The sequence below is a fragment of the Desulfovibrio sp. GTC20076 genome (genome assembly GCF_055385905.1).
The window spans coordinates 936,691-957,488 of record NZ_AP039366.1; the positions used below are offsets into that span (position 1 = coordinate 936,691).

The following is a 20,798-nucleotide window of genomic DNA, read 5'->3' on the forward strand; positions in this document are numbered from 1 at the left end:
CCCATGAACAGTTTGAGTAGTGTTTCAGATGCCATTACGCCCCTTGAAAAACAGAAAGTCATGCGGGCTGTGGTGCTCTATAAAGCTGAAGATGAAAAGCTCATGGCAATTGCCGATGAAGACGAGCGCCTCAGGGCCGCCATTCACGTTGAGCGTGATATCCCCATTCCTGTTCCCGGTACGGGCGAGGTGCTTGTAAAGGTTATGGCCGGAGCTCTTAATTTCAACACCCTGTGGGCGCTGAAACGCAAACCGGTGAGCACGTTCGACCGTCTGGCGAGATTTGCCAAACTTGATCCTGACGCAGTCCGTCATAATCTCGACTACCAGATCATGGGCAGCGATGGCGCAGGCATAGTGGTCAAGGTGGGCGAAGGCGTTACAAACTGCCGCCCCGGCGATCACATCGTTGTTTATCCCGTGGTGTTCAATCATCAGTCACCAGAGGCAATGGAAGACTACCTGTTTGACGATCACAGCCGCATATGGGGTTACGAAACAAATTTCGGTTCTTTCTCGGATTATTGCCTTATCCGTGCAACTCAGGTTCTGCCTAAACCCAGGCATCTTTCCTGGGCCGAAGCGGCGGCTCTGCCAGGGGCCAATTCCACTGTGTACAGAATGCTGATCTCGCCCAACGGGGCGCAGATTAAAATTGGCGAGAGCGTGCTTATCTGGGGAGCCAGCGGCGGCATCGGCAGCATGGCTGTGCAGTATGCGCTCAGAACCGGGGCTTTTCCTGTTGCTGTCGTTTCTTCCGAAGAAAAGGCCGAGCTGGTGAGGGCGCTTGGTTGCCGCGCGGTGATTGTTCGCCCCAACGAAGAAAACGAATTCGTCAATGACGACGGTACACCTGATATGCGGCGTCTTGTGCGCTTTCGGCGTGAAGTATTGCAGGCCAACGGAGGCAAGGCGCCGGATGTGGTTTTTGAGCATCCGGGGCGCGGCACGTTTTACGCCAGCGTATTTGTGGCTGCCAACCGGGGGCGCATTGTCACCTGCGGGTCCACAACTGGTTATGACCACCTCTACGACAACCGGTATCTCTGGATGTACGGCAAGCGCATTATCGGTTCCCACTGCGCCTCCTGGAATGAAGCTGCGCGGGCTAATGATCTCATATGCAAGGGATTGATCATGCCGGAGCTCAGTAGTGCGTTTTCGTTGGACAGGTTTGAAGACGCTGTTGAAGAGTTGAAAAATAATCATGTGGGCAAGGTAGCCATACTTTGCAATGCCGAAACGATTGATGAAGGGGTTGAAGATATGGAATTTCGCAATGCCATTGGCGAAAAACAGTTCAGAATATTCCGCAAAAAGGGAAAATGATGTCTACTGCGCCAGAAAAAATGCAAAGCCCGCTTACTGTCTACTGGCAGGCTGCCATGCCGGAGTGGGGCAAACTTTCGGTGACGCTTTTGCTTGCCTGCTTTGCTGCATTGCTTGAAATTGTACCTTTTATCCTGATCTGGCATATGGCCGGAGAAGCCATGAGCGATACGCCCCAGGTGAATACCATTCTCTGGCTGACAGGAGGAATCTTTGGGGCCGTGGTTTTGCGCTTTCTGGCGCAAGGGGGAGTAACCATACTCGGCCATCTGGCCGGGTTTCGGTCAGAGTGCCGTCTGCGCAGCCAGCTTGTGGAGCGGATAAAATCGGTTGTTCCTGTGGCAGTGGAAGGGAAAAACAGCCACTTGAGCCGGGCTGTTATGGATGAGGTGGGGCGTCTCAACGGCATCCTGGCCCACACCATTCCCGATGCGGTAGCCGGATTGTTTCTGTCGCTGGTGTGCGTGGCGTTGCTGTTCTGGATCGACTGGCGGCTTGCACTGGCCTCTCTTGTCATGCTCGCGCTCGGGGTGTGGGCCCAGGGGCGGATTGCAAGGTCATCGCCGGAACTTTTCGTGCGCTGGGTACAGGCGGATGGCAGGGCTTCTTCCGCGCTTCTTTCCTACGTCAGAGGACTGGCCACATTGCGGGCTTTCAACCGTCAGGCGGATTCTCTTGAAGAAGTGACAGACAGTATTTTTGCCATTGGCAGGCTGGCGGGAGACGTAACCCGTGTCTGCGCCATGCCTTATTCCCTTTTCGGCCTGGCCATGACGACTCCGCTGCTGGTGGTGTTGCCCTTCGCACTCCTGTTTTACGCATCGGGTTCGCTTACAGCTTCGGATCTGCTTTTTGCCACGGCAGTCAGTGGAGTCATGCTTCTTCCCCTTACCAAGGTCATGATGAGCCTGTCGGCCCTGCGGATATTTCAGGCCGGAGCAGCCCAGATTCAGGCTGTGCAAAATCTGCCCGTGTTTGACGAGCCGGCTTCGCCCCAGTCCGTCGCAGGTGCTGAAATTATTTTTGAAAACGTCTCCTACCGGGTGAAATCCGGCTCGGGAGACGACGTTACTATACTACAGGATGTAAGTTTTACGCTGCCGCAGGGCCGCATCACTACGGTGACCGGTCCGTCCGGTTCAGGGAAGACAACCCTGGCAAGACTTCTGGCACGTCTTGATGACGTTTCTGCTGGCCGTGTTCTTATTGGTGGACAGGATATCCGCTCCATTCCCCCACAACTGTTCCAGCGTCTCATCAGCATTGTTTTTCAGGATGCTTTTCTTTTTCACGGCACTATCCGCGAAAACATCCTTCTGGCCAGACCGGATGCGACGGAAGACGAACTGCTTCAGGCTGTGGAAGCGGCAGGCTGCACAGAAATGTTGACGGTTTTACCCCTGGGGCTGGATACCCCTGTGGGGGATAAGGGCTTTGGCCTTTCCGGCGGCGAGCAGCAGCGTATAGCCATCGCACGTGCTTTTTTGAAAAATGCGCCCATTCTGATTCTTGATGAGGCCACCGCCCACCTCGACCCCATTGCGGCCAAGGATGTGTCACGCAGCTTGAACCGGCTGATGGCGGGCAGAACCGTTTTTGCCATTTCGCACCGTCTGCACGAAATTGAAAATGCCGATTCCACTCTCCTTATTGTTGGCGGTTCCCTTGAAGAAAAGGGAACGCATGAAGAACTGCTGGCACGTTCTGCAATCTATCAAAATCTATGGTCCCTGCAGAGGCGGTCAAATTCGTGGCGGCTCGGCAGAGAGCGCGTGAGGGGAGAGGTATGATACGCGAATATCTCGGTTTTGATCTTACGGAATACCGCGACGGCAATATGGTCAGGGGCGTTCTCTATGCGTCCCTGGGCGCCTGCGCTGAGGCTTTGCCCTGGTTTCTGGCGGCGCTGGCGCTACCCTATGTTCTTGAGGGCGGGGATGGGGCTGTGGCGGCGGCAGTGGTGCTTGTCTTTGGCATTGCGGGTTTTTTGCTGGGCCTTGTTTTCAAGATGCGGGCGCTCAACGCCAATTTTGATGCAACCTACGCAATGGTTTCACACGCCAGACTTTTTCTTGCCAACCACCTGGCCAGGCTGCCGCTTGGGCGTGTGCTTTTACAGCGTGATGGAGCCTGGGCTGAACTCATGACCGCGCAGTTCAGCATGTATCAGGATATTGTCACAACCGTATGGGGTTGCGTGGTGGCAGGCACAGCTTTTCCTGTCCTGCTCTGGCTTTTGTTGCTCTGGCTTAATTGGGCCAGCGCCCTTGTACTTTTGCTGGCATTGCCGGTGGCCATGCTGAGCGTGCCGCTGGCCTATCGGCTGTTGGACGGTGCGGCAAAAAAAATCGCCGCAGCCCGGCAAACAGCGGCAGTAAATGTGCTTGAAATTGCCACCGGAGCAAGGGATTTACGATTCTTTGACCCGCTTTGCCAGCGGTATGCCGCCACATTGCGTTCTCTTGAGCACTATCGCGACCAGTCAATAAAAACAGAAGTGGCTCCGGCTCCGGCCCTGTTGCTGTTCAACCTTGTCATCTTTATTGGTGCGGCCTTGGCCATCGGCGTTGCAAGCATGCAGTTCGCGACCTGGGGCGGCAGCCCGGCCAGTTATTTCGTGGTAGTTCTTCTGACCTTGCGCCTGGCAATGGCCATCAATGAATTCGGCCCCTATCTGGCGGAAATGCGTTTTGTGGGCACCATCATCAACCGTATCCGCCAGGTTTTGGACGAGCCGGTCATGCCGCAGGCAACTCAGGGGCAAAGCCCTGAAGACGGTTCCATTGAAGTGCGAAATGTATCCTTTGGTTATGGTGATACCGATGTCATCCGCAGTATTTCCCTGCATGTCAGGCCGGGGAGCATGGTTGCGCTTGTGGGGCCATCCGGTTCCGGCAAGAGCACACTTGCAGCCCTGATTGCACGCCTTTGGGATGTAAAAGAAGGCGTTGTGCGGATAGGTAATGTAGATGTCAGGGATATTGATGAGCCAACACTGCACAGGACAGTCAGCATGGTGCTGCAGGACGTTTTTCTTTTTCCTATGTCGGTGGCGGACAATATACGCCTCGGCAGGGCGGACGCGCCAATGGAGAGCGTGATGGCGGCGGCGAAGGCTGCCTGTATTCATGAGCGCATCATGCTGTTGCCCCAGGGGTATGACACTTTGCTGGAGGGTGGCGATGTGGCACTTTCCGGCGGTGAACGCCAGCGAATAGCGATAGCTCGTGCCATTTTGAAGGATGCTCCTGTGCTGATTCTTGATGAGGCCACGTCCAGCCTTGATCTGGAAAATGAAGCCGCAGTCCAACAGGCGCTCGCCAACCTTTGCCGTGGAAAAACAACCATTGTGATTGCGCACCGACTTTGGACGGTTCACGACGCCGATGAAATTTTCGTTCTGGACAAAGGAGAAATCAGGGAGCACGGGGCGCACGTTGAGCTTCTTATGGCTGACGGTCTTTATGCAAAATCGTGGAAGGCGCAAAATGAAAATGCCTAGCTGCGGCGACTTCGAATGCGGGCATCATGACTCTATAGCAGTTATGGATGCCACAATGGCAGCCCTTGATCCGGAGCAGGCTCCTGTCGTGGTTATAGCGAACAGAGGCTTGGCGGTCCGGATTGAAGACGAGCACCTCTCCACTGAAGAAAGGGCGCGAGAAGCAAAATTCATCAGGCAGGAGGACCGTCAGAGATTCAGAACAACGCATTTTCTTAAGCGTCGTGTCTGTGCGGCATTTACAGGCATCCAGCCTGAACGGATGAACTTTGGTACGGGTTGGAACAATAAACCCTACCTTAAGGAGTTTACCGGACTTTTTACCTTCAACCTCTCTCACAGTGGCGAGTGGGGCGGCATTGCTGCTGCCAAGGCCAATGCACTGGGGTTCGATGTGCAGGCTGCCATTGAGCTGGCGGATTTTCCAATGAGCGAGATCATGCACCCTCTGGACTGCATCCGGGCGGATAGCCCTGCCTCAGCGGCCCTGGTGTGGGCTGTCAAAGAGGCCGTGACCAAGGCCAACGGCATCGGTCTTGGTTACGCACTCAAAAAATTGTGCATCAAGCGCACGTCGGATGATGCGGTAAAATCCGTACAACTTTTGGGACAACAGTGGTTTGTGCGTCACGGCCTTCTTGCGGACGGCAGCGCCATTGCCGTGGCAATGAACACCTGGGTTCAGATGGAAAAAATTCAACTGCTGGAGGTAAAATTTTGATATATATGTCATGGGAAGGCACTGGCTCCGAGCATCGGCTTCAAAAACCCTGTCCCTGGCTAGACGAGGGGGAATACTAATTTCACTTGAGAGGAGACAGTATGGAAACAACGAAAGAGATGTATGCTGATGCCGGCGAATTCTATGATGTAATGTCGGGAAGGCTGTGGGAGCGCAGGAAGAATTTTTTGGAAGCCCTGTCACGTGTTGCGGATGTGGAGGGAGCGGTTTTGGACATCGGCGCAGGTACAGGACACGGTGTTGTGGCCGCAGCAGAAGTTTTGCCCGGCGTGGATATCTTTGCGGTGGAACCCTCGCCAACCATGCGCGCCGTGCTTGTGTCGCGCATCATGCAAACAGAGGGTTTACAGCGGCGGGTGACAGTGATCCCTTCCACCTTTGAGGCTGCTGAACTACCGGAACGAGTCAGGGCTGTACTTTTTCTTGCCTGCATAGGTCTCATGGATGACGCGGCGCGGCGCGCCTTCTGGGCACGATTGGCGGCACATATGTCGCCGGGTGGACTGGTGCTTTTTGATGTAATGATGATCGACAAACCGCAGCCCGTTGAAAAAATACACGTGGCTGAAGTAGCCATGGGGCAGAATACCTACCATGCCTGGGCTGAGGGCATCCCGGTTGACGGTCTGCGAGAAAAGTGGGTTTCCACATATCAAATTGTCAGAAACAATGTCGTGATACTTGAACGTCACGCCGAATACACCTGGCAGACCATAAGCCTTGACGATGTGGCGCGCGAGGCGGAGCCGTACGGCTTTGTCTTTGAGCGCCAGACGGAGGATACGATGATTCCTTCGGGCATCCTGCGCAAAGTCGCCATGTAGCGGCCGCGCACAAAAGAAAAATATCCCACCGGAAAGCCCTTATGGTAAATCCGCCATGGGGGCTTTTTGTTTACCGAGATGTGCGCTTGATTCAGGCCATGCCAGAGTTTCCGTCCATATTGAGGACCAACAACGAGCACATTGCCGCCCCGGAAAATATCAAGGTATTAAGCCTTCTCAAGGCCAGTGCCTTCAGTTGTCTGAACAGGCACGGAGTGCGCTTCATTGACGGTCGAGCCAGTCATTATTTTTTTGTTCAGAGCGATTGCTTGAAAAGGATGGTCTTTTCTGCCGCATGGTCCACGGTGACCGCCTGTCGTGTGCCTGTTGCGCTAACGTCGGGCAGTTTACTGATCCAAGCGATACTCCAGGATGTCATCGCCGTGGTCATCGCGCTGGCCGGTTTCTTTCCAGCCAAGATGTCGGTAGAAGCCATAGGAACGTACTTTGGAGTCACTGTTGCAAGCCAGAAAAAGTCGTTTAAAACCACGGTGATGCATGTCTTTGACCATCTGCGTCAACAGCATGCGCCCCAACCCCTGGTTTTCATGACGCGGCAGCAACGCCAGCACCATGATTTCTCCACTCTCACGGTCGGCGAAGCAGTACCCGGCCATCTGCCCGTCAACGCGGGCTATATAGCCGGGGCAACTGCCATCTTCGATGCCCGCGCGCCAGCTTTGTTCTGTAATGCCCAGGGCGGCAAGCTCCTGTTCAGAAAACGCATTTTCGCGGGTCAGGGCACGAATGCGCAGACACTCTCGCGCATCGTCCGGTATTGCCGGGTGCAGGGTTGCTTTACTCATTAAAAACTCCATAGAGGTTATTTGCATCAGCAAGCTTTGCATCGTCCTTTCGTGCCAGTTCGCGTTGCAAGGGGCGGGGTAAAAATGGCTTGGGGTTGGCGCAACTCTCACAGCACAGTCGCAATGCAGTAGGATCAAGGCACAATGAAAGTCAGACTCTGTTATTCGGTAAAGTCAGGATGTTGATTAGTTGCAGCTCATTTGCCGTGGCGGGACAAACCGCAGGGTTTCAGGGCCTGGGGCCAGCCGTAAACAGGCGACTGTAAACATCACGCAGGACCGCCTGCTTTTTTTCATTGTAAGCAATTACAGAGTGTTCACCTTGGCCCGCCGTGAGTTTGGCCTCCGCATAGCGCTGGCGATCATCTTCATGTTCGCGTAACCAGTCACGAAACAGGCAATGCCGTGCATGCTCGGGGCAGGCTGGCCCAAAGACATGCAGGTTTACTCGCGGGCTTTGCAGTCTCAACATTCGATGCCCATACCATGAGCGCTCACGGACGGTCAGCACATACCCAAGCGCTTGAAGCGCAGGAATATAGCTGGCTTCATCCTCGGGGGCGGCCACGATGAGATCAATGTCGATTACAGGTTTAGCTGGCAGATACGGCACAGCGGTCGCGCCAATGTGCTCCACGGCCAGCGCTCTGTTTTTCATGGTTTTGGTAATTTGCCTGTACAGTTGTAGGTAAGTTTGTGGCCAGGCGGTGTCATAGGCTGAAATTTCTAACAGTTCGGGACCGGGGCGGCCCTGAACCCACGGATTTTCATTGGGGTCACCCGGTTCAAAGGTCTGGATGGCCTGCCAGTCGGCTTGAAGCAAGGGACTGTCTGAAACCTGCATGAAAATCTCCGTGGAACCTTCTTGGGCGTGAGCAGGAAAAGTTTATTTTTGCCGGATACTGGGCGCACATTCATGAATAAACCGTGCAGTGTCAAGTACCAGCGGTTTGTTGAGAACAGATGTCACATGCGGCAAGGCAGATTCATGCTGCCGGTTTGAATAATCAACATGCTCTTTTACAATAGTGGATATGGCATATGAATCGTTTCGTCATTATTTCCGGCTGCTCGGGCGGTGGCAAGTCAACATTGCTGGCAGAGTTGCAGCGTCGAAAGTATTGTGTTGTCGAAGAACCCGGTCGGCGTATCGTCAAGGAAGAAGCAGATTCCGGCGGGCAAGCCCTGCCGTGGCTCGACATGGCGGCATTTTTGCGGCGAGTTATTGATGCGGCCCTGGCTGACTACGCCCATGCACCGCGAAGCAAAGCACAATGGGTATTCTTTGATCGCAGCCTGATCGACGCGGCAGCAGCGCTGCATGAGCTGACGGGCGATAACATTCTTGATCGGCTTAAACAGGGGTATCGTTATCATCCGCGCGTTTTTCTCGCTCCGCCATGGCCCGAAATCTATGTGCATGACTCGGAGCGTCGCCACGATATGAGCGCGGCGCTGGTCGAGTTTGAGCGGCTCCGGCGCGTCTATCCGTTTCTGGGCTATACGGTTTCGCTGTTGCCCTGGGCAAGTGTTATCGAACGGGCAGATTTTGTGCTGAAAGCGCTATCAGCTTGCTGATCTGTCATGCGGTCGCTAAGGGAAAAGGGCGGTGCGTGTGCCATGAACGTTTTTTGAGTTTTTTACTGTATACAGCTTTTTCAGCCGGATTGTGCGTTTCTGCGAGTCAAAAATAGCAAGAATAAGTGACACGATCTTGCAACATATGATGTGACTGCATAGCATGTTAAAATTTAAATATAGATGTTGCTATTTCAATGAAACAACCTTTGACTGGATTTCTTGCATTTATTATTCTCGCCTCATGGATAAAGAAAATTCGCCAATTGTGATTCGTCCGTGTATCAAGTGCGGTAAATTATCAACAAAAATTGAAACATCACGGCCAATTGGCCGTACACGCGACCTGTACCGTGTGGTGTGTGAATGCGGAAATGGTCCATTACGCTGGTCTATAAGCGCTTCTTCAGCCATACGGTTATGGAATTCGCACGACGCATCCTAGGTTCTTATTACAAAATGCCTTGGGATTTACCTGTGCAGCATGATCTTTTGCCGTTCAAGCGCAAATGAAAGCCGTGCTGCATCCTGCGAGCCTGCGTTGCGGCACTTCAGATGCGCCGCCAGGCAAAGGTGCTTGAGATGCATTGATTTCCAGATACTCAGAGCTGTTATCTGGACCGACAGCAGCCCGCCAGTTAACCTTTGCAGCTTTTCCAGATAGCCGCGCCATGACGCTTCCAGGCCAGAGTCCTGATATTATCCGGCTGACGGCAGACGCCTGCTTCAGCGGCAGGACAGTCACGGCTGTAAACCGTGGCGGCCCGTTGTGTGGTTGTCGGAAGACTTGCTGTCGCAACAGGCTGTAAGAACGGCATCAGATGATTGGCGGACGGATGAGCGCCAGGATAGGGGCGTCAGTGGTGTCTCGCAGTGTCATCGCAGGCGGTGCTTGTTACGTGCATAGCTGATGTGTTTTTATGGCTGTTCACTCTTTTCTTGATCCATAGCGCTGCCGTTCCGGCGGCCCAGATCGGGGAATGAAAAGAGTGAACAGCCTGTAATATCCTTCTGGCTAGCAGCTTGTCATTTCTCTTGCGGCGCTGTCCGTGGCTTCCTGGCAGGAGTCCATAACGCTGGGGACGTTGCCGGTTTCGTTTGTTCCTGTGACAACGCCCCCGGCAACGGCGGCAGAGCCACCGGTTGCCTCAGACCCGGCGAGGGGATTCTGGTCAAGAGCCGTATTCATGTCCGCCAGACCCATGCCATGCAATGCGTCGCCTTCAAGGCCGGTTCCGCCTTTTTCTGTGTCTTGTCCGCCCGCGGCTGTAAACAGGCTGTCGAGGCTTTCATCGCCGTACGTCAGGGTGATGGAGGTATGGACCCCGGCAAAATCGCCGCTGTTTTCCCCTTCGTTGCCGAGATAGCCGTTATGCAGGGCGTCATCTCCCTCTTCAAGGAACATGCTTGCGGACGTATCTGTGGCATGGTCGTCCAGAAAGACGAAAAGCGGCTGAACCTGTCCTTCTTCCTCTTCGTCCATAGCAAAGCGTGTCTGTGCTGTAGCATCAGGTTCAAAAACATCCGTCTGAGTCCCGGCATTATCCGTTTGCGCATTAAAGGCGGCATTCAGACTGTCATCCGCCAGAAGCGTCGGACCGTCGTGAGCGGTCCACGTCGTGTCCTGTGCCGAATCTTGCGCGGCATGCTGCGCGTCCTGCGTGTGATGCTCTGCGTCGGTTTCCGCAAGCGTTGCAGCCAAAGGCGTGGCAAAGGGTGCGGCGGGGTCATGCAGTTGGGTGACAAGCTCCGGCGGCTCAATGGAAGTGCCGCCATCATGCAGAGCCCACAGAAGGTCATTGAAGATTGACAGAAAATCCGTGGGCAGGGGGGAGAAGCTAAGACCTTCAAAGCTGATGCCCGTCATGCCGCCTGCAATAAGCGGGTCAGAGCCAATGGCGTTGAGCCAGTCTCCGTAGCGGGCGGCAAAGTTTTCGGCATTGGATGCCTGAAGTACCAGGGTGTAGGTTCCACCGGCAGCGATCACGTTCAGGCTGCCGGTTTGCACCGCGCCGTTGATGGTGAGGGTGTTGTCGCCGCCGCCCAGATTGATTTCATTGCCGTTGCCCTTGACAGCGCCGTTGATGAGCACGCTGTCGTTGCCCGCGCCGGTGGTAATGATATTTTTTACCGCCATTTTCAGCCTGCATGGCGATGCCCTGGCCGTTATTGGCGGTGAGGGTGACGCTGTCGCCCGGGCCTCCTGCCCGGGAATGGCCGGTGATGTAGTTTACAGAGCCGCCACCATCGGCCCACATGGCAATGGCCTTTTCAGCAGTGGCCCCGGTGGCGGTAATTGCAACGGTCAGCGGGGCGTTTCCGGTGATTGTATTTGTACCACCATTGACGGCATGTATGCCGGAACCGGGTTCGACGTAGCTCCCACCCGAACCGGCAATGGTCACCTCGCCGTTGTGAGCGGTGACAAGATTGTTGCTTCCGTCGGCCTGAAGGCCATGATGTCCTTTGATATTTATGGCCCCATGGCTGATAATGTCGTTTGCGCCGCCGCTTTCCGCGTGGACTCCGGCAAAAGCGCTTCCTCCTGTTATGGAAAGGCCGCCAGCGCCGGCGCTGACTGTGTTCCAAGGCCCAAACTCCGGATGCAAGTCCCGCCACGGTGCGCCTGTTTTCATAATCCACAGGATAGCATTAAATATCAGGCGGTCGTCTTTACGTTTGCGTCCTCTGGTTTCAGTACCGGTCTTCGCCAGCATAGGCCTGATTATGGCCCACTTTTCATCGGAAATGTCGTGTCTGCTCATGGAAAAACAAAAGCAGCACCGACGAAAAGTCGAGATGTTATTTAGAAACAGCACCTAGCAGTGCCGTCATGCGCCGCAAGGCAAAGATGTTGAGTGGCGGCACCCCAAAAAATGCGCAGAACAGAAAAGGGCTTACGATTTTCATCGTAAGCCCTAAACTTTCTGGTCGGGATGAAAGGATTTGAACCTTCGACCCCTTGAACCCCATTCAAGTGCGCTCCCAGGCTGCGCTACATCCCGACGCGAGAAAGATAACTACGCTGAACCACTTGTTCTGTCAATCTTTTTTTAAATTATTTTTTCTCAGCAATACCAAACCAACCAAAGGGGGCAGATACAGGTGGATGTCTCCCTCATGGCGATCGGCCAGCGGTTGGGTAAAATGTTCTACAGGCTGGCCGGATATGTCAAGATTACCGTGCCCGGCGAAACGCTTTTCATCCGAGGACAGCAGTTCGACATACTTACCGGGAGAAACGGCAAACGTCAGATTTTTTTGGGCATCAAGTTCATGAAAGTTAAAGGCAAAAAGCAGCTGCCCCCGCTCAAAGGCCAGCAATCGTTTCTCTTCATGAATAAAACGGAAAAGAGGAGGTTGCCTAAAACTGTTCAGGTGCGGTTGAACCAGTTCCAGCATCTGCGCTTTGTCCCAGGCGGCCAGGAAGCTGTACTTAAGGTCAGGAGCCTGAGCCAGGTGCCACTGCCTGTGGGCATAGTTTTCCGCATCAAGCCATTCGGGGTGTCCAAATTCGTTGCCCATAAAGCTGAGATAGCCCGCGTCAGCAGCAGCCAGCGTAATAAGGCGCATGAGACGGTAAAAAGCGAGTCCGCGTGATACGTCCCAACTGTCTGTTGCAACAGCCATGTGGCTGTACATACGCTCGCCGAGCAGCCGCCAGATCATGGCATCTTTGCCGTTTATGCACTGGTCGTGGCATTCCACATAGCTGATGGTACGGTCATACGGCCTGTGATTGGTCATTTCATGCCACATGCTGCCCATATCGTGTGGGCTGATGACACATTTTGCCCAATAGTCGGGTATGCCCATGGCAAAGCGGTAGTCAAAGCCGAGCCCGCCCTGTTCCGGGGAACAGGTGAGGCCGGGCATGCCGGAAAATTCTTCGGCAATGGTTATGGCAGAGGGGCATATCTGGTGCGTCAGGGTGTTGGACAGGGCCAGATACAGTTCGCCGTACGTATTGCCGCGCGGTTTGCCGTCCTTGTCGTAGAAGCAGCGGCTTACATGGGAAAAATCGTCATCCATACCGTGATCAAGGTACAGGATGTTGCCCACAGCATCGGAACGAAAACCGTCTATGCGGTATTCTTCAAGCCAGTAGCGGCAGTTGGAGAGCAGAAAACGGCGCGTCATCTCCTGGCTGAAGTCAAACGACGGCGTACCCCACTGATTCAGTGTGCCGCTGAAAAAATAATCGCTTCCGTCGTAGCGGGCGAGCCCCTGCTCGGTATTGGGGCAGGCATGGGCATGCGGAATATCAAGGATGACGGCAAGGCCGAGACCATGCGCCGCGTCCACAAGGGACTTGAATTCGTCGGGAGTTCCATAGCGGGAGGATGGCGCAAAATAACTGCTGACCTGATAGCCAAAAGAACGGTAGAGCGGGTGTTCCAGAATGCCCATAAGCTGGACTGCGGTATAGCCGCATTCACGTATACGCGGCAAAACGTGCGCGACAAAGGCCGCATAGCTGCCCACGCTGTTCGTACTGCGCTGCAGAGAGGATTGGGCCATGCCCACATGTGCTTCGTAAATACGTGGAAAAGGCTGCCTGTCCGGGGGTTGGTGTGTAAAGCGAAAAGCTTTTTCCGGCAGCCAGAGCCGGGCGCACCACTGGCCGGGCATGACCGTATCTTGTTCCACCCAGTTGGCAAAAGCCGGAACCCGGCGCAGGGCGCGATCTCCATCGGCGGCATTGCCGGGCTGCACACGCAGCTCCATATAGCTTCCGTGGTGGAGCGCTTCTTCGGGCACAAACAGTTCAAAAAAGCCTTTTGCCTGGGGGATAAACTGAAAATGGACGTGGCGCTGAAAGTTGAGCGTATCGGTCGTCAGCCACAAGGCCGCCGCATGGGGCATATACTCGCGCAGCTGCCAGAAGCTGCGGCCTTCGGCATCCCTGACTTTATGTACACCAAGCTTGTGGTGCAGATTGGCGTAGGCCCGCAATGAGCCGTACTGTTTTGTGATGCGGGCCAATTCTGTCGAAAATATCTTGCCCCTTTGCTGCAGAAAAAAACTGTAAGGCTGCAATGCCGTATCTTGTAAGGGGGTTTGGGGAGCAAATGATGTCATGGCGGCCTCCATTGGCTGGTTGGCCCAAAAAGCAGAGGGCGCAGGCACGTCACGAAGAAACGAAACCGCCCGGCGGAGAGAGCCGTCGGGCGGGAAAAAGCCTTTTATGAGCTGTGTTGCTGCCAGTGCTTGCCTGAAAGGGAGGCAAGGCAGTCAATAAGTGCCTGGGTTCCCAGGTTGCCCTGTCCTCTTGCCTGCATACTGCGGTACAGTTCTTCGGCCAGGCCTATGCCGGGCAGTACGATCTGCATGCGACGGCATTCTTCAAGGCAGAGCCCAAGGTCTTTGATGAAGTGGTTGATAAAAAAGCCCGGGGCAAAGTCGTTTTTGAGAATGCGCCGCCCCAGGGTATCCATAGCTTTGCTGCCCGCCGCGCCCATAACTACCAGTTCCAGCCACTGGACCACATCCAGGCCGGCTTCCTGCGCAAAAAGGCAGGATTCGCACACGCTGAACATCACGCCGGCAATGGCAACCTGATTGGCCAGCTTGGCTTTTTGACCAAAACCGGGGCCACCGCAGTGCAGAATGTTTTTTCCCATGCTTTTAAAGCAGCTTTCAAGCCTTTCATAGCCATCCTTATCGCCGCCGACAAAGATGGAGAGGGTCGCGTTGCGTGCGCCCACATCGCCGCCTGTTACAGGGGCGTCCAGTGACAGGCAGCTCTGCAGCAGGGCTGCCTCGGCGATGCGTTCGGCCAGAGAAGGGCTTGAAGTGCTCATGTCGCAGACAATGCCGCCCGAGGGCAGGCCCTGCAATACGCCTTCTTCGCCCAGGATGACGCTTTCCACATCCTGCGGATAGCCGACAATAGTGAAAACCACATCGGCATTGGCTGCCGCCTGACGCGGCGTATCGGCCCATTGAGCGCCCTTGGCAAGCAGCGGGTCGGCCTTGGCACGGGTGCGGTTGTACACGGTCAGGTTATGCCCCGCATCCTGCAGGTGACCGGCCATGGACAAACCCATAACCCCGGTTCCAATCCAACCTATGCGCAGTTTTTCAGCCATGTTAGCACTCCTTTGGCTACTGGAAGCGACGTTCTAGAATTTCTTTTTGCATGACCTCTCGCGGCAATGTTTTGTTTTTGTGAAACAAGTCAACATGTTTGCGGTACAGATCAAGATTGCGCCGCATATTTTCGTTGAAGGGGTCACTGCCGCTGAAATCCTTGTTCAGAGAATCATAAGCTGCTGACAGTGTTTCCGGTGCCATTTGCGCACCGTCTTCCACCTTGCTGCGATAAAAGGTCAGAGACTTGTCAAGGCTGGTGTCCAGCATGGCAAGTCCTCTGCGGGCAGTATCCATTATCTGACGCAGTTTTTCAAGTTCGGCGCCCTTGGCTGCCTTACTGTCTCTTTGCATACCATCTAACTGGGATTGCAGAGATTTTCTGCGAATGGAGTAGTTGCGGATGGTTTCTGTCATGTACACGCCGGTGCGTATGAGCGATTGCGCTTCCATCTGCTTCTGCCGCTCAAGCATGATATTGTTTTCTTTAATAGTATTGCGCAGTTCCTGAAGGTTTTTTTTCACTGCCTCATTGGGGGCGGATGCCAGCAGCCGGTCCAGCTCTTCAAGAGGATTGCGCGCGGCCTTCGTATCGTAGCCCGCAGCTTCCATTGATTCTCCGGCTTTGCCCCATTCTGTCAGCAGTTCCTGGGGGCGTGGCCCTCCCGGAGTATTAATGCCAGAAATGACGGGGCGAAAGCCCATATCGCGGGCATGAGCCGGACCGTCGGCCATGAAGAACGGAGTTTCTTCACGCCGGCCGGGTAAAATTTCCGCTTCGCCGGAAAGAAAGGAACCACCCTTGCGCACAAAACCGCCCGCCGAGCCGTGCAGTCTTCCGGCCAGTGAAAAGCGAAAGGCGTCCAGAACCATTTCAGCCGCATTGCCTGCGGTGTCGTATATACCCAGAGGATTGGGTTTGCGTGAGCCGATGTTGGCGGTTTCTTCTGCCCTGGCCGCGCCTTCCGGCCGATAAACGGCGTAGTCGGCCTTGCTGGCCTCGGGCGGCAGAGCAAAGAAATCTTCTTGCAGGAGTTGCTGGCTGCCTGCCATATGCCCACCTCGGGCGGCGTATTCCCATTCCGTTTCCGTAGGCAGGCGCACAAAACCCACATTACGGCTGTCGCCGGAAAAGCGGGGGAGGGACTGCGGCGAGTTTTGCAAAAGCCAGGCGGTATACTTGCGGGTGAAGTCCACGGCATCATACCAGCTTATATCTGTCACCGGCTTTGCGGCGCTGGCTGCAGGTGGATGGGCGGCGGGGCAGGACGCATCCATGACGGCCTGCCATTGCAGGTTGGAGACTTCATACTTTGCCACAAGATAAAAGTAGTTCTGTCCCCTGGGGGCAAGCCTGCGCCAGTCCGGCGGCAGATCTTCAAGGGTAAACGCGCCGGAAAGTGCGGTATTATAGCGGCGGTCATAGAACGCACGGCTTGTGTTGGCGCTGTCGTCCACACCAGGGCGCATGGGCATATCCCACAAAAGTCCTTTGGCAGGCACGGCCACCAGCTTGAAAGCCATGTTGAGTCCACAGGGCATGGGCAGCAGGATATCGTCAGCCGCAGGTTTGGGATTGCAGGCGTCTGCAACAGTCAGCTCACCTTTGCGGGCCAGGGCGGCTTCGGCGCGATCCATCGGCATGCTCGCGCCGAACAGGCAGACCAGCAGGGCAAGGCGGACCAAGACAACGCGTACCGAAAAATGCCGGTATTTATATTTCACGGATGACCTCCGAAGGTTCGATGCGCGCGGCCCGCAGTGCCGGTCCCAGCGCCGCAGCCACGGCAAGTCCGGCCACTGCGGCAAAGGCAATGAAAAAATGTTGAGGCAGCAGGCGGCAGACCTGTTCCATGCCGCTGAGGCTGGCGCTGAAAAGCTGATTGATGACCAGCGCCGCCAGTGTATACATTCCTGATGCGAGGCCTGTGCCGAGAAGGGCGGTAAGCAGTGCCTGCACAAGAGGCAGTAGCATGAGCTGACCGGTGGTAAAGCCTGCCAGGCTCAGCAGGCCCAGTGTGCGTTCTTTGCGTTTTACACTGGCAAGCGTGCTGCTGGTAGTAGATGCGAGAAAGCCGGCAGCCGTAGCCGCACAGATAAGAGCAAAGACGAGATTGAGGGCCTGGGACAGGCTGTTGACCTGCTCTATTTCTTCGGCATGGGTGTAAACTTCCAGCCCTTGTTGGGCAAAGGCCTGACGCAGGCGCATGACAGCGTCCAGGTCCTTGGCGTAAAGCCGAAAGCCGGGATAGAGGCGCGCCTCTTGCGGTCGTTCCTCGCCGGTCCAGCCGTTTTGTATTCCCAGTTCAGGCACTGCGCGGCCATCACGGTAATCTTCGGTGGCTTCAAGCAGGGAAAAAGGAATAAAGGCCACGTCCTTCTGCTGGGCCGCAAGGGGCAGAACGGAAACAACGCGCAGGGGAACGCGTACGCTTTGTGCCTGACCGTTCAGGCGGCGTTCCACCCTGCCGGAAAGCGTGTCTCCGGTTGTCACATGCAGCTTTTCTGCTGCGGGGGTTGAAAGGGATATGCCGATGGCCTCAGTAGCCGCGTTTTGTGGCATGCCCGGTACCGCGGCATCATAGCGTCGCAGAAGGGGATCACCCGGGGCCGTTGGCTCGAGCGAGACCAGCAGATTCGTCTTTCGGGGTCCGTCACCGGCTGTCAGGTCCATAGTGGCGGCAATGGAGCGCGTACGGGCGAGCACAAAGGACACGTCCTGGTGTGCGGCCAGATCATCAAGATACTGCTGCGGAAAACGTCCGCTGAGCACTGGTGATATCTCAAGATTGCGCGGTTCGTTGACTAACCTGTCCGTCAGCGTCTGCATAACGCCGAACTTGACACCATAAAGCACCAGCAGCGGTGTGAGCACTGCGGCAAGTCCCAGAATAGCGCAGGCGGAGAGCAGCTTTTCCCGCGCGTAGTCCCGCCAGGAAAGGCGGAGCATCTGCGTCAGAGCCGGAAAACGACCGGAAGCATTGAGGCGGCGGCTCATGCCTGGACCTCCCGGGGTTCCCGATCGCGGGGCCTGCTGCGGGGCGCGCCTGAGTCTGCCGCGTGGTCAATGCGTGATACGATGCCTTTTCCGCTTTCTTCGGGGATGACTTGCACCGGGGTGAAACCCGCTTCTACAGCCATTTCGAGGTTATGCGTTACCATTATCACGGTAATTTGCAGTTTACGGGCCAGATCGGTAAAAATGCGTAGGGCGTTGCGGGCATGCATGGGGTCAAGGGCTGCCGTAGGCTCATCGGCCAGCACCACGCCGGGACCGTGGGCCAGAGCGGCGGCAATGGCCGCCCGCTGGCGTTCGCCGACCGACAGCGTTCCCGGATACTGGTCAAGCAGACGTCCGATACCAAGCCCTTCCACAATTGCCTGCACCTGCGGCCTGCGTTCTTCCAAGCAGCCCAGGCTGCGGCAGCGCAGAAGAATATTATCGCCGGCTGTAAGAAAGGGCAGCAGTCCGCCGGTCTGCAATACATAGCCCAGGTGGCGCTGGCGAAGCAGGGCAAGGGCGTTGGGGCCGCCCGCGCGCCAGGCCTGCAACACATCAATGTTGTCATGCGGATCAGGGCTGAACAGAAAGCGCTGCTCCTTTTCGGTACTCATACCCGGAGGCACATCGGGACGGAGTATGCAGGCCAGTAAGTCCAGAGCCGTGCTCTTGCCGCAACCGCTGGGTCCCACCAGCGCCAGCAGGCCACTGCGGGGAATATCAAGACGTTCCACATGCAGGCTGAAGCCTTCAGCGCCGGGGCGGCTTTTGCTTATCTGCCGCAGGGAAAAAACCTGATTATCCATATGAAGGCCTTGTCAGACTCAGTCTAGGGCAGCATGCTCAAAGGTACACGGTATACCCAGTCGCCGGGATTGGGCTGGCCGAAGCTTTCCCAGTTGGCGCGGTCGCGGTCGTACTCTTCATAGCGGGCCAGGCGTGACTTGAGCCTGTTGATAAAGGCCGTCTGCTCGCCCACGCTCATGCGATACCAGTCTTCTTCGCGCAACAGCATGATGTCGCTCTTGTAGGGCAGCCCATCCAGAAATTCCGCCAGCACACCCAGTTGCGCCAGATTTTTCCCCTGCGTCGGCATATTGGGATCGCGGGCCATGCGCGTGGAGGCAGAGAGCACTCCCTGAAAGAAATCGCGCGAGTCGGTTTTTTTGGTGCGCTCCGCACTGTCAATGACAGCCTTGATCTGGGCGCTCAGGTCATTGAGCTGGTTTTTGGTCAGCAGTACGGCCACCTCAACGCTGGGGCTTTGCTCGCTCCTGGCAAGACGTTTGAGATCCATATCGGCAATCCACGAACTGACGACGCTGGGCGCCTGATTTTCACGCGCCTTGCCAAGATATTCCAGTTGCATGGCATAGCCCAGGGTGGCGGCAAGACGGGCGGCTTCTTCCTCGGCAGTAAGTTTTTGCGGTTTTTCGTCTTTTGGTTTGGTCATGACTTTGCCCAAGGCAGTGTTTTTGACCATATCCACCATGCCTGTGGCCAGCACTTTGGCGACCTCAGCAAACTGCTTGGCCCCGGCTGCGGCTGTGGGCGCGGCAACCACCTGATAGTTTGAGCGATTGCCCGAGAGTTTGCTCAGGGCGCGGTAATTCTGTTCAGCGTAGGCGTGGTTTTTGGCTCCGCCGGGGCTTTTGATGTGCAGGATGGATATCCAGATGCCTTTTTGCCGCGCAAAATCATTGAGCTCACTGGGACCCATACTGACAGAGGCGTATTTGTCCGTGCTTTTGAGAGGACCGGCATCGGTAATGAGCAGGATGAGCCGCGAGGAATAATCACCCCAGTTGAGGGTCTCTACGGCCTTGTACACGCCTGCCAGGGAGTCTTCATTGAAGTCGTGGCTGGAGACGGTGGCTTCCTGCACCTTGGAGAGCTTTTCTTCAAGGCTTTTACGGTTTTTTGCCGTAGTGAAATCGCTTACAACTTCAGCAACATAGCTTAGACCTGGAGTGGCTTTTGTGCTGTTGCGAAAAGCAACCACAGCAAAACCCACGTTGTCTTCCAGCTTGTCCTGTTCAATTTTGTCGTATATCTGGCGCACCACGTTAAGGCTTTGATCTATGTACGGCTTCATGGAAATTGTGGTATCTATGACAAGGGCTATGCCTGTTTTGGGCGGGCCGCTTTTGCCACTCTGGCTGCCCGGCATGCCGCCGGGGTCGATGGAAGCCACGCGCAGAAACTTTACCCCGTCAAAGGGGTCCTTCATGTCCAGAATGGGCATGAGATAAAACCGCTTTTCTGAAACCGCCCCGGTTGCGTCCGCAGGTTCGCTGGCCAGCACGGGAAAATCGTTTGGCGGAATTTTGCCGCCTTGCAGCAGGCTGGCAGATTCGGCATTGAGTTTGTCCAGACGCGCGTCCATATCCGGAGCGGCGCAGACGTCATTCAGCGCGTTTTCTGTTTTGAAGAAAAGCACCGGGTCGCGGCCTGTGCGCGGCGTGAAGAGCAGGGTGAGGGACTGGTTCCAGTCTGTTGCCCTGGTCGTTTCCAGCCAGCCTTCGGGGGCGGCGGCGCCTGCCCCGACCTGAAGCCAGCCCTCATTGCGGGCGTAAACGTAAAAAACGGTAAAAGGTGTTACGTTTTCCTTTACCACTGCGGCGTCTGCCGCAGGGCCGGCCATGAGGCGTGCCCCTGGGTGACTGACCACCCGCTGGAAAAGCGTTTTTTTACCTTCCAGTAACAGGGGCGCAGCCTGTACATGTGATGCAGCAAAGATATTTCCGGCAACCATAAAAAAAAACAGTGCAAGAGAGCAGGCCGCTATGCCGGACAGAGCACCGAACATACAATGACGGCAAGATATGATGGTGGTGGGGCGCATGGCGGGTATCCTCCCGGACTCCGTTTTATATTGACAGCATCGGCGCGGTTGCAGCCTGAATATCACCGGATCTGCCGG

General features: G+C 55.6%; 16 protein-coding genes and 1 tRNA gene. 6 read left to right on the plus strand and 11 right to left on the minus strand.

From position 1 onward, the window contains the following. The first annotated feature begins 3 nt into the window (after positions 1-3). The 5 genes from ccrA to ACZ495_RS04145 all read left to right on the plus strand — a co-directional run bounded on the left by ccrA (position 4) and on the right by ACZ495_RS04145 (position 6,397). Positions 4-1,329, plus strand: a complete 1,326-nt coding sequence (gene ccrA, locus ACZ495_RS04125) for a crotonyl-CoA carboxylase/reductase (RefSeq protein ID WP_012624958.1) — start codon at positions 4-6, stop codon at positions 1,327-1,329. After that, positions 1,329-3,119 carry an ABC transporter ATP-binding protein gene (locus tag ACZ495_RS04130; RefSeq protein ID WP_012624957.1) on the plus strand — a complete coding sequence of 597 codons (1,791 nt, stop codon included), beginning with the start codon at positions 1,329-1,331 and terminating at the stop codon, positions 3,117-3,119. The genes ccrA and ACZ495_RS04130 overlap by 1 nt, the downstream gene beginning before the upstream one ends. Then, a complete protein-coding gene (locus ACZ495_RS04135; RefSeq protein ID WP_394027399.1) occupies positions 3,116-4,831 on the plus strand; it encodes an ABC transporter ATP-binding protein in 1,716 nt (571 codons plus the stop codon). Before ACZ495_RS04130 ends, ACZ495_RS04135 begins: the two co-directional genes overlap by 4 nt. Next, positions 4,818-5,552, plus strand: coding sequence for a 4'-phosphopantetheinyl transferase family protein (locus ACZ495_RS04140; protein ID WP_394027400.1), 735 nt, complete (start codon positions 4,818-4,820; stop codon positions 5,550-5,552). Before ACZ495_RS04135 ends, ACZ495_RS04140 begins: the two co-directional genes overlap by 14 nt. 101 nt (positions 5,553-5,653) lie before the next feature. Then, positions 5,654-6,397 (plus strand): class I SAM-dependent methyltransferase, encoded by a 744-nt coding sequence (locus tag ACZ495_RS04145; protein ID WP_394027401.1) that lies wholly within the window; start codon positions 5,654-5,656, stop codon positions 6,395-6,397. Positions 6,398-6,744: 347 nt separating this feature from the next. Here ACZ495_RS04145 and ACZ495_RS04150 read toward each other — a convergent pair whose 3' ends face one another. Further along, positions 6,745-7,203 carry a GNAT family N-acetyltransferase gene (locus ACZ495_RS04150; protein WP_296985105.1) on the minus strand — a complete coding sequence of 153 codons (459 nt, stop codon included), beginning with the start codon at positions 7,201-7,203 and terminating at the stop codon, positions 6,745-6,747. A 229-nt stretch (positions 7,204-7,432) separates the two neighbouring features. Beyond that, positions 7,433-8,047, minus strand: a complete 615-nt coding sequence (locus ACZ495_RS04155; protein WP_394027402.1) for a GrpB family protein — start codon at positions 8,045-8,047, stop codon at positions 7,433-7,435. Between the two features lie 197 nt (positions 8,048-8,244). On the opposite strand from ACZ495_RS04155, the gene ACZ495_RS04160 reads away from it, so the two are divergent. Continuing rightward, positions 8,245-8,781: an AAA family ATPase gene (locus ACZ495_RS04160; protein ID WP_394027403.1), complete on the plus strand. Its 537-nt coding sequence runs from the start codon at positions 8,245-8,247 to the stop codon at positions 8,779-8,781. A gap of 1,015 nt (positions 8,782-9,796) precedes the next feature. Here ACZ495_RS04160 and ACZ495_RS04165 read toward each other — a convergent pair. The 9 genes from ACZ495_RS04165 to ACZ495_RS04205 form a co-directional block, all read right to left on the minus strand. Beyond that, on the minus strand, positions 9,797-10,918 hold the full coding sequence (locus ACZ495_RS04165; RefSeq protein WP_464262667.1) for a hypothetical protein: 1,122 nt from the start codon (positions 10,916-10,918) through the stop codon (positions 9,797-9,799). Further along, positions 10,836-11,546, minus strand: a complete 711-nt coding sequence (locus tag ACZ495_RS04170; RefSeq protein ID WP_464262668.1) for a transposase — start codon at positions 11,544-11,546, stop codon at positions 10,836-10,838. Before ACZ495_RS04170 ends, ACZ495_RS04165 begins: the two co-directional genes overlap by 83 nt. A gap of 163 nt (positions 11,547-11,709) precedes the next feature. Continuing rightward, a tRNA-Pro gene (locus ACZ495_RS04175) sits at positions 11,710-11,786 on the minus strand. 37 nt (positions 11,787-11,823) lie between these two features. After that, the gene (locus ACZ495_RS04180; RefSeq protein WP_464262669.1) at positions 11,824-13,863 is read right to left on the minus strand and encodes an alpha amylase C-terminal domain-containing protein; all 2,040 of its coding nucleotides are present in this window, start codon (positions 13,861-13,863) and stop codon (positions 11,824-11,826) included. A gap of 104 nt (positions 13,864-13,967) precedes the next feature. Beyond that, positions 13,968-14,873 (minus strand): NAD(P)-dependent oxidoreductase, encoded by a 906-nt coding sequence (locus ACZ495_RS04185; RefSeq protein WP_464262670.1) that lies wholly within the window; start codon positions 14,871-14,873, stop codon positions 13,968-13,970. A gap of 16 nt (positions 14,874-14,889) precedes the next feature. Beyond that, positions 14,890-16,599, minus strand: a complete 1,710-nt coding sequence (locus ACZ495_RS04190) for a formylglycine-generating enzyme family protein (RefSeq protein WP_464262671.1) — start codon at positions 16,597-16,599, stop codon at positions 14,890-14,892. Further along, the gene (locus tag ACZ495_RS04195) at positions 16,589-17,872 is read right to left on the minus strand and encodes an FtsX-like permease family protein (protein WP_464262672.1); all 1,284 of its coding nucleotides are present in this window, start codon (positions 17,870-17,872) and stop codon (positions 16,589-16,591) included. Before ACZ495_RS04195 ends, ACZ495_RS04190 begins: the two co-directional genes overlap by 11 nt. Continuing rightward, on the minus strand, positions 17,869-18,681 hold the full coding sequence (locus ACZ495_RS04200) for an ABC transporter ATP-binding protein (protein ID WP_394027427.1): 813 nt from the start codon (positions 18,679-18,681) through the stop codon (positions 17,869-17,871). Before ACZ495_RS04200 ends, ACZ495_RS04195 begins: the two co-directional genes overlap by 4 nt. A 23-nt stretch (positions 18,682-18,704) precedes the next feature. Then, the gene (locus ACZ495_RS04205; protein ID WP_012624942.1) at positions 18,705-20,720 is read right to left on the minus strand and encodes a vWA domain-containing protein; all 2,016 of its coding nucleotides are present in this window, start codon (positions 20,718-20,720) and stop codon (positions 18,705-18,707) included. Positions 20,721-20,798 lie beyond the last annotated feature (78 nt).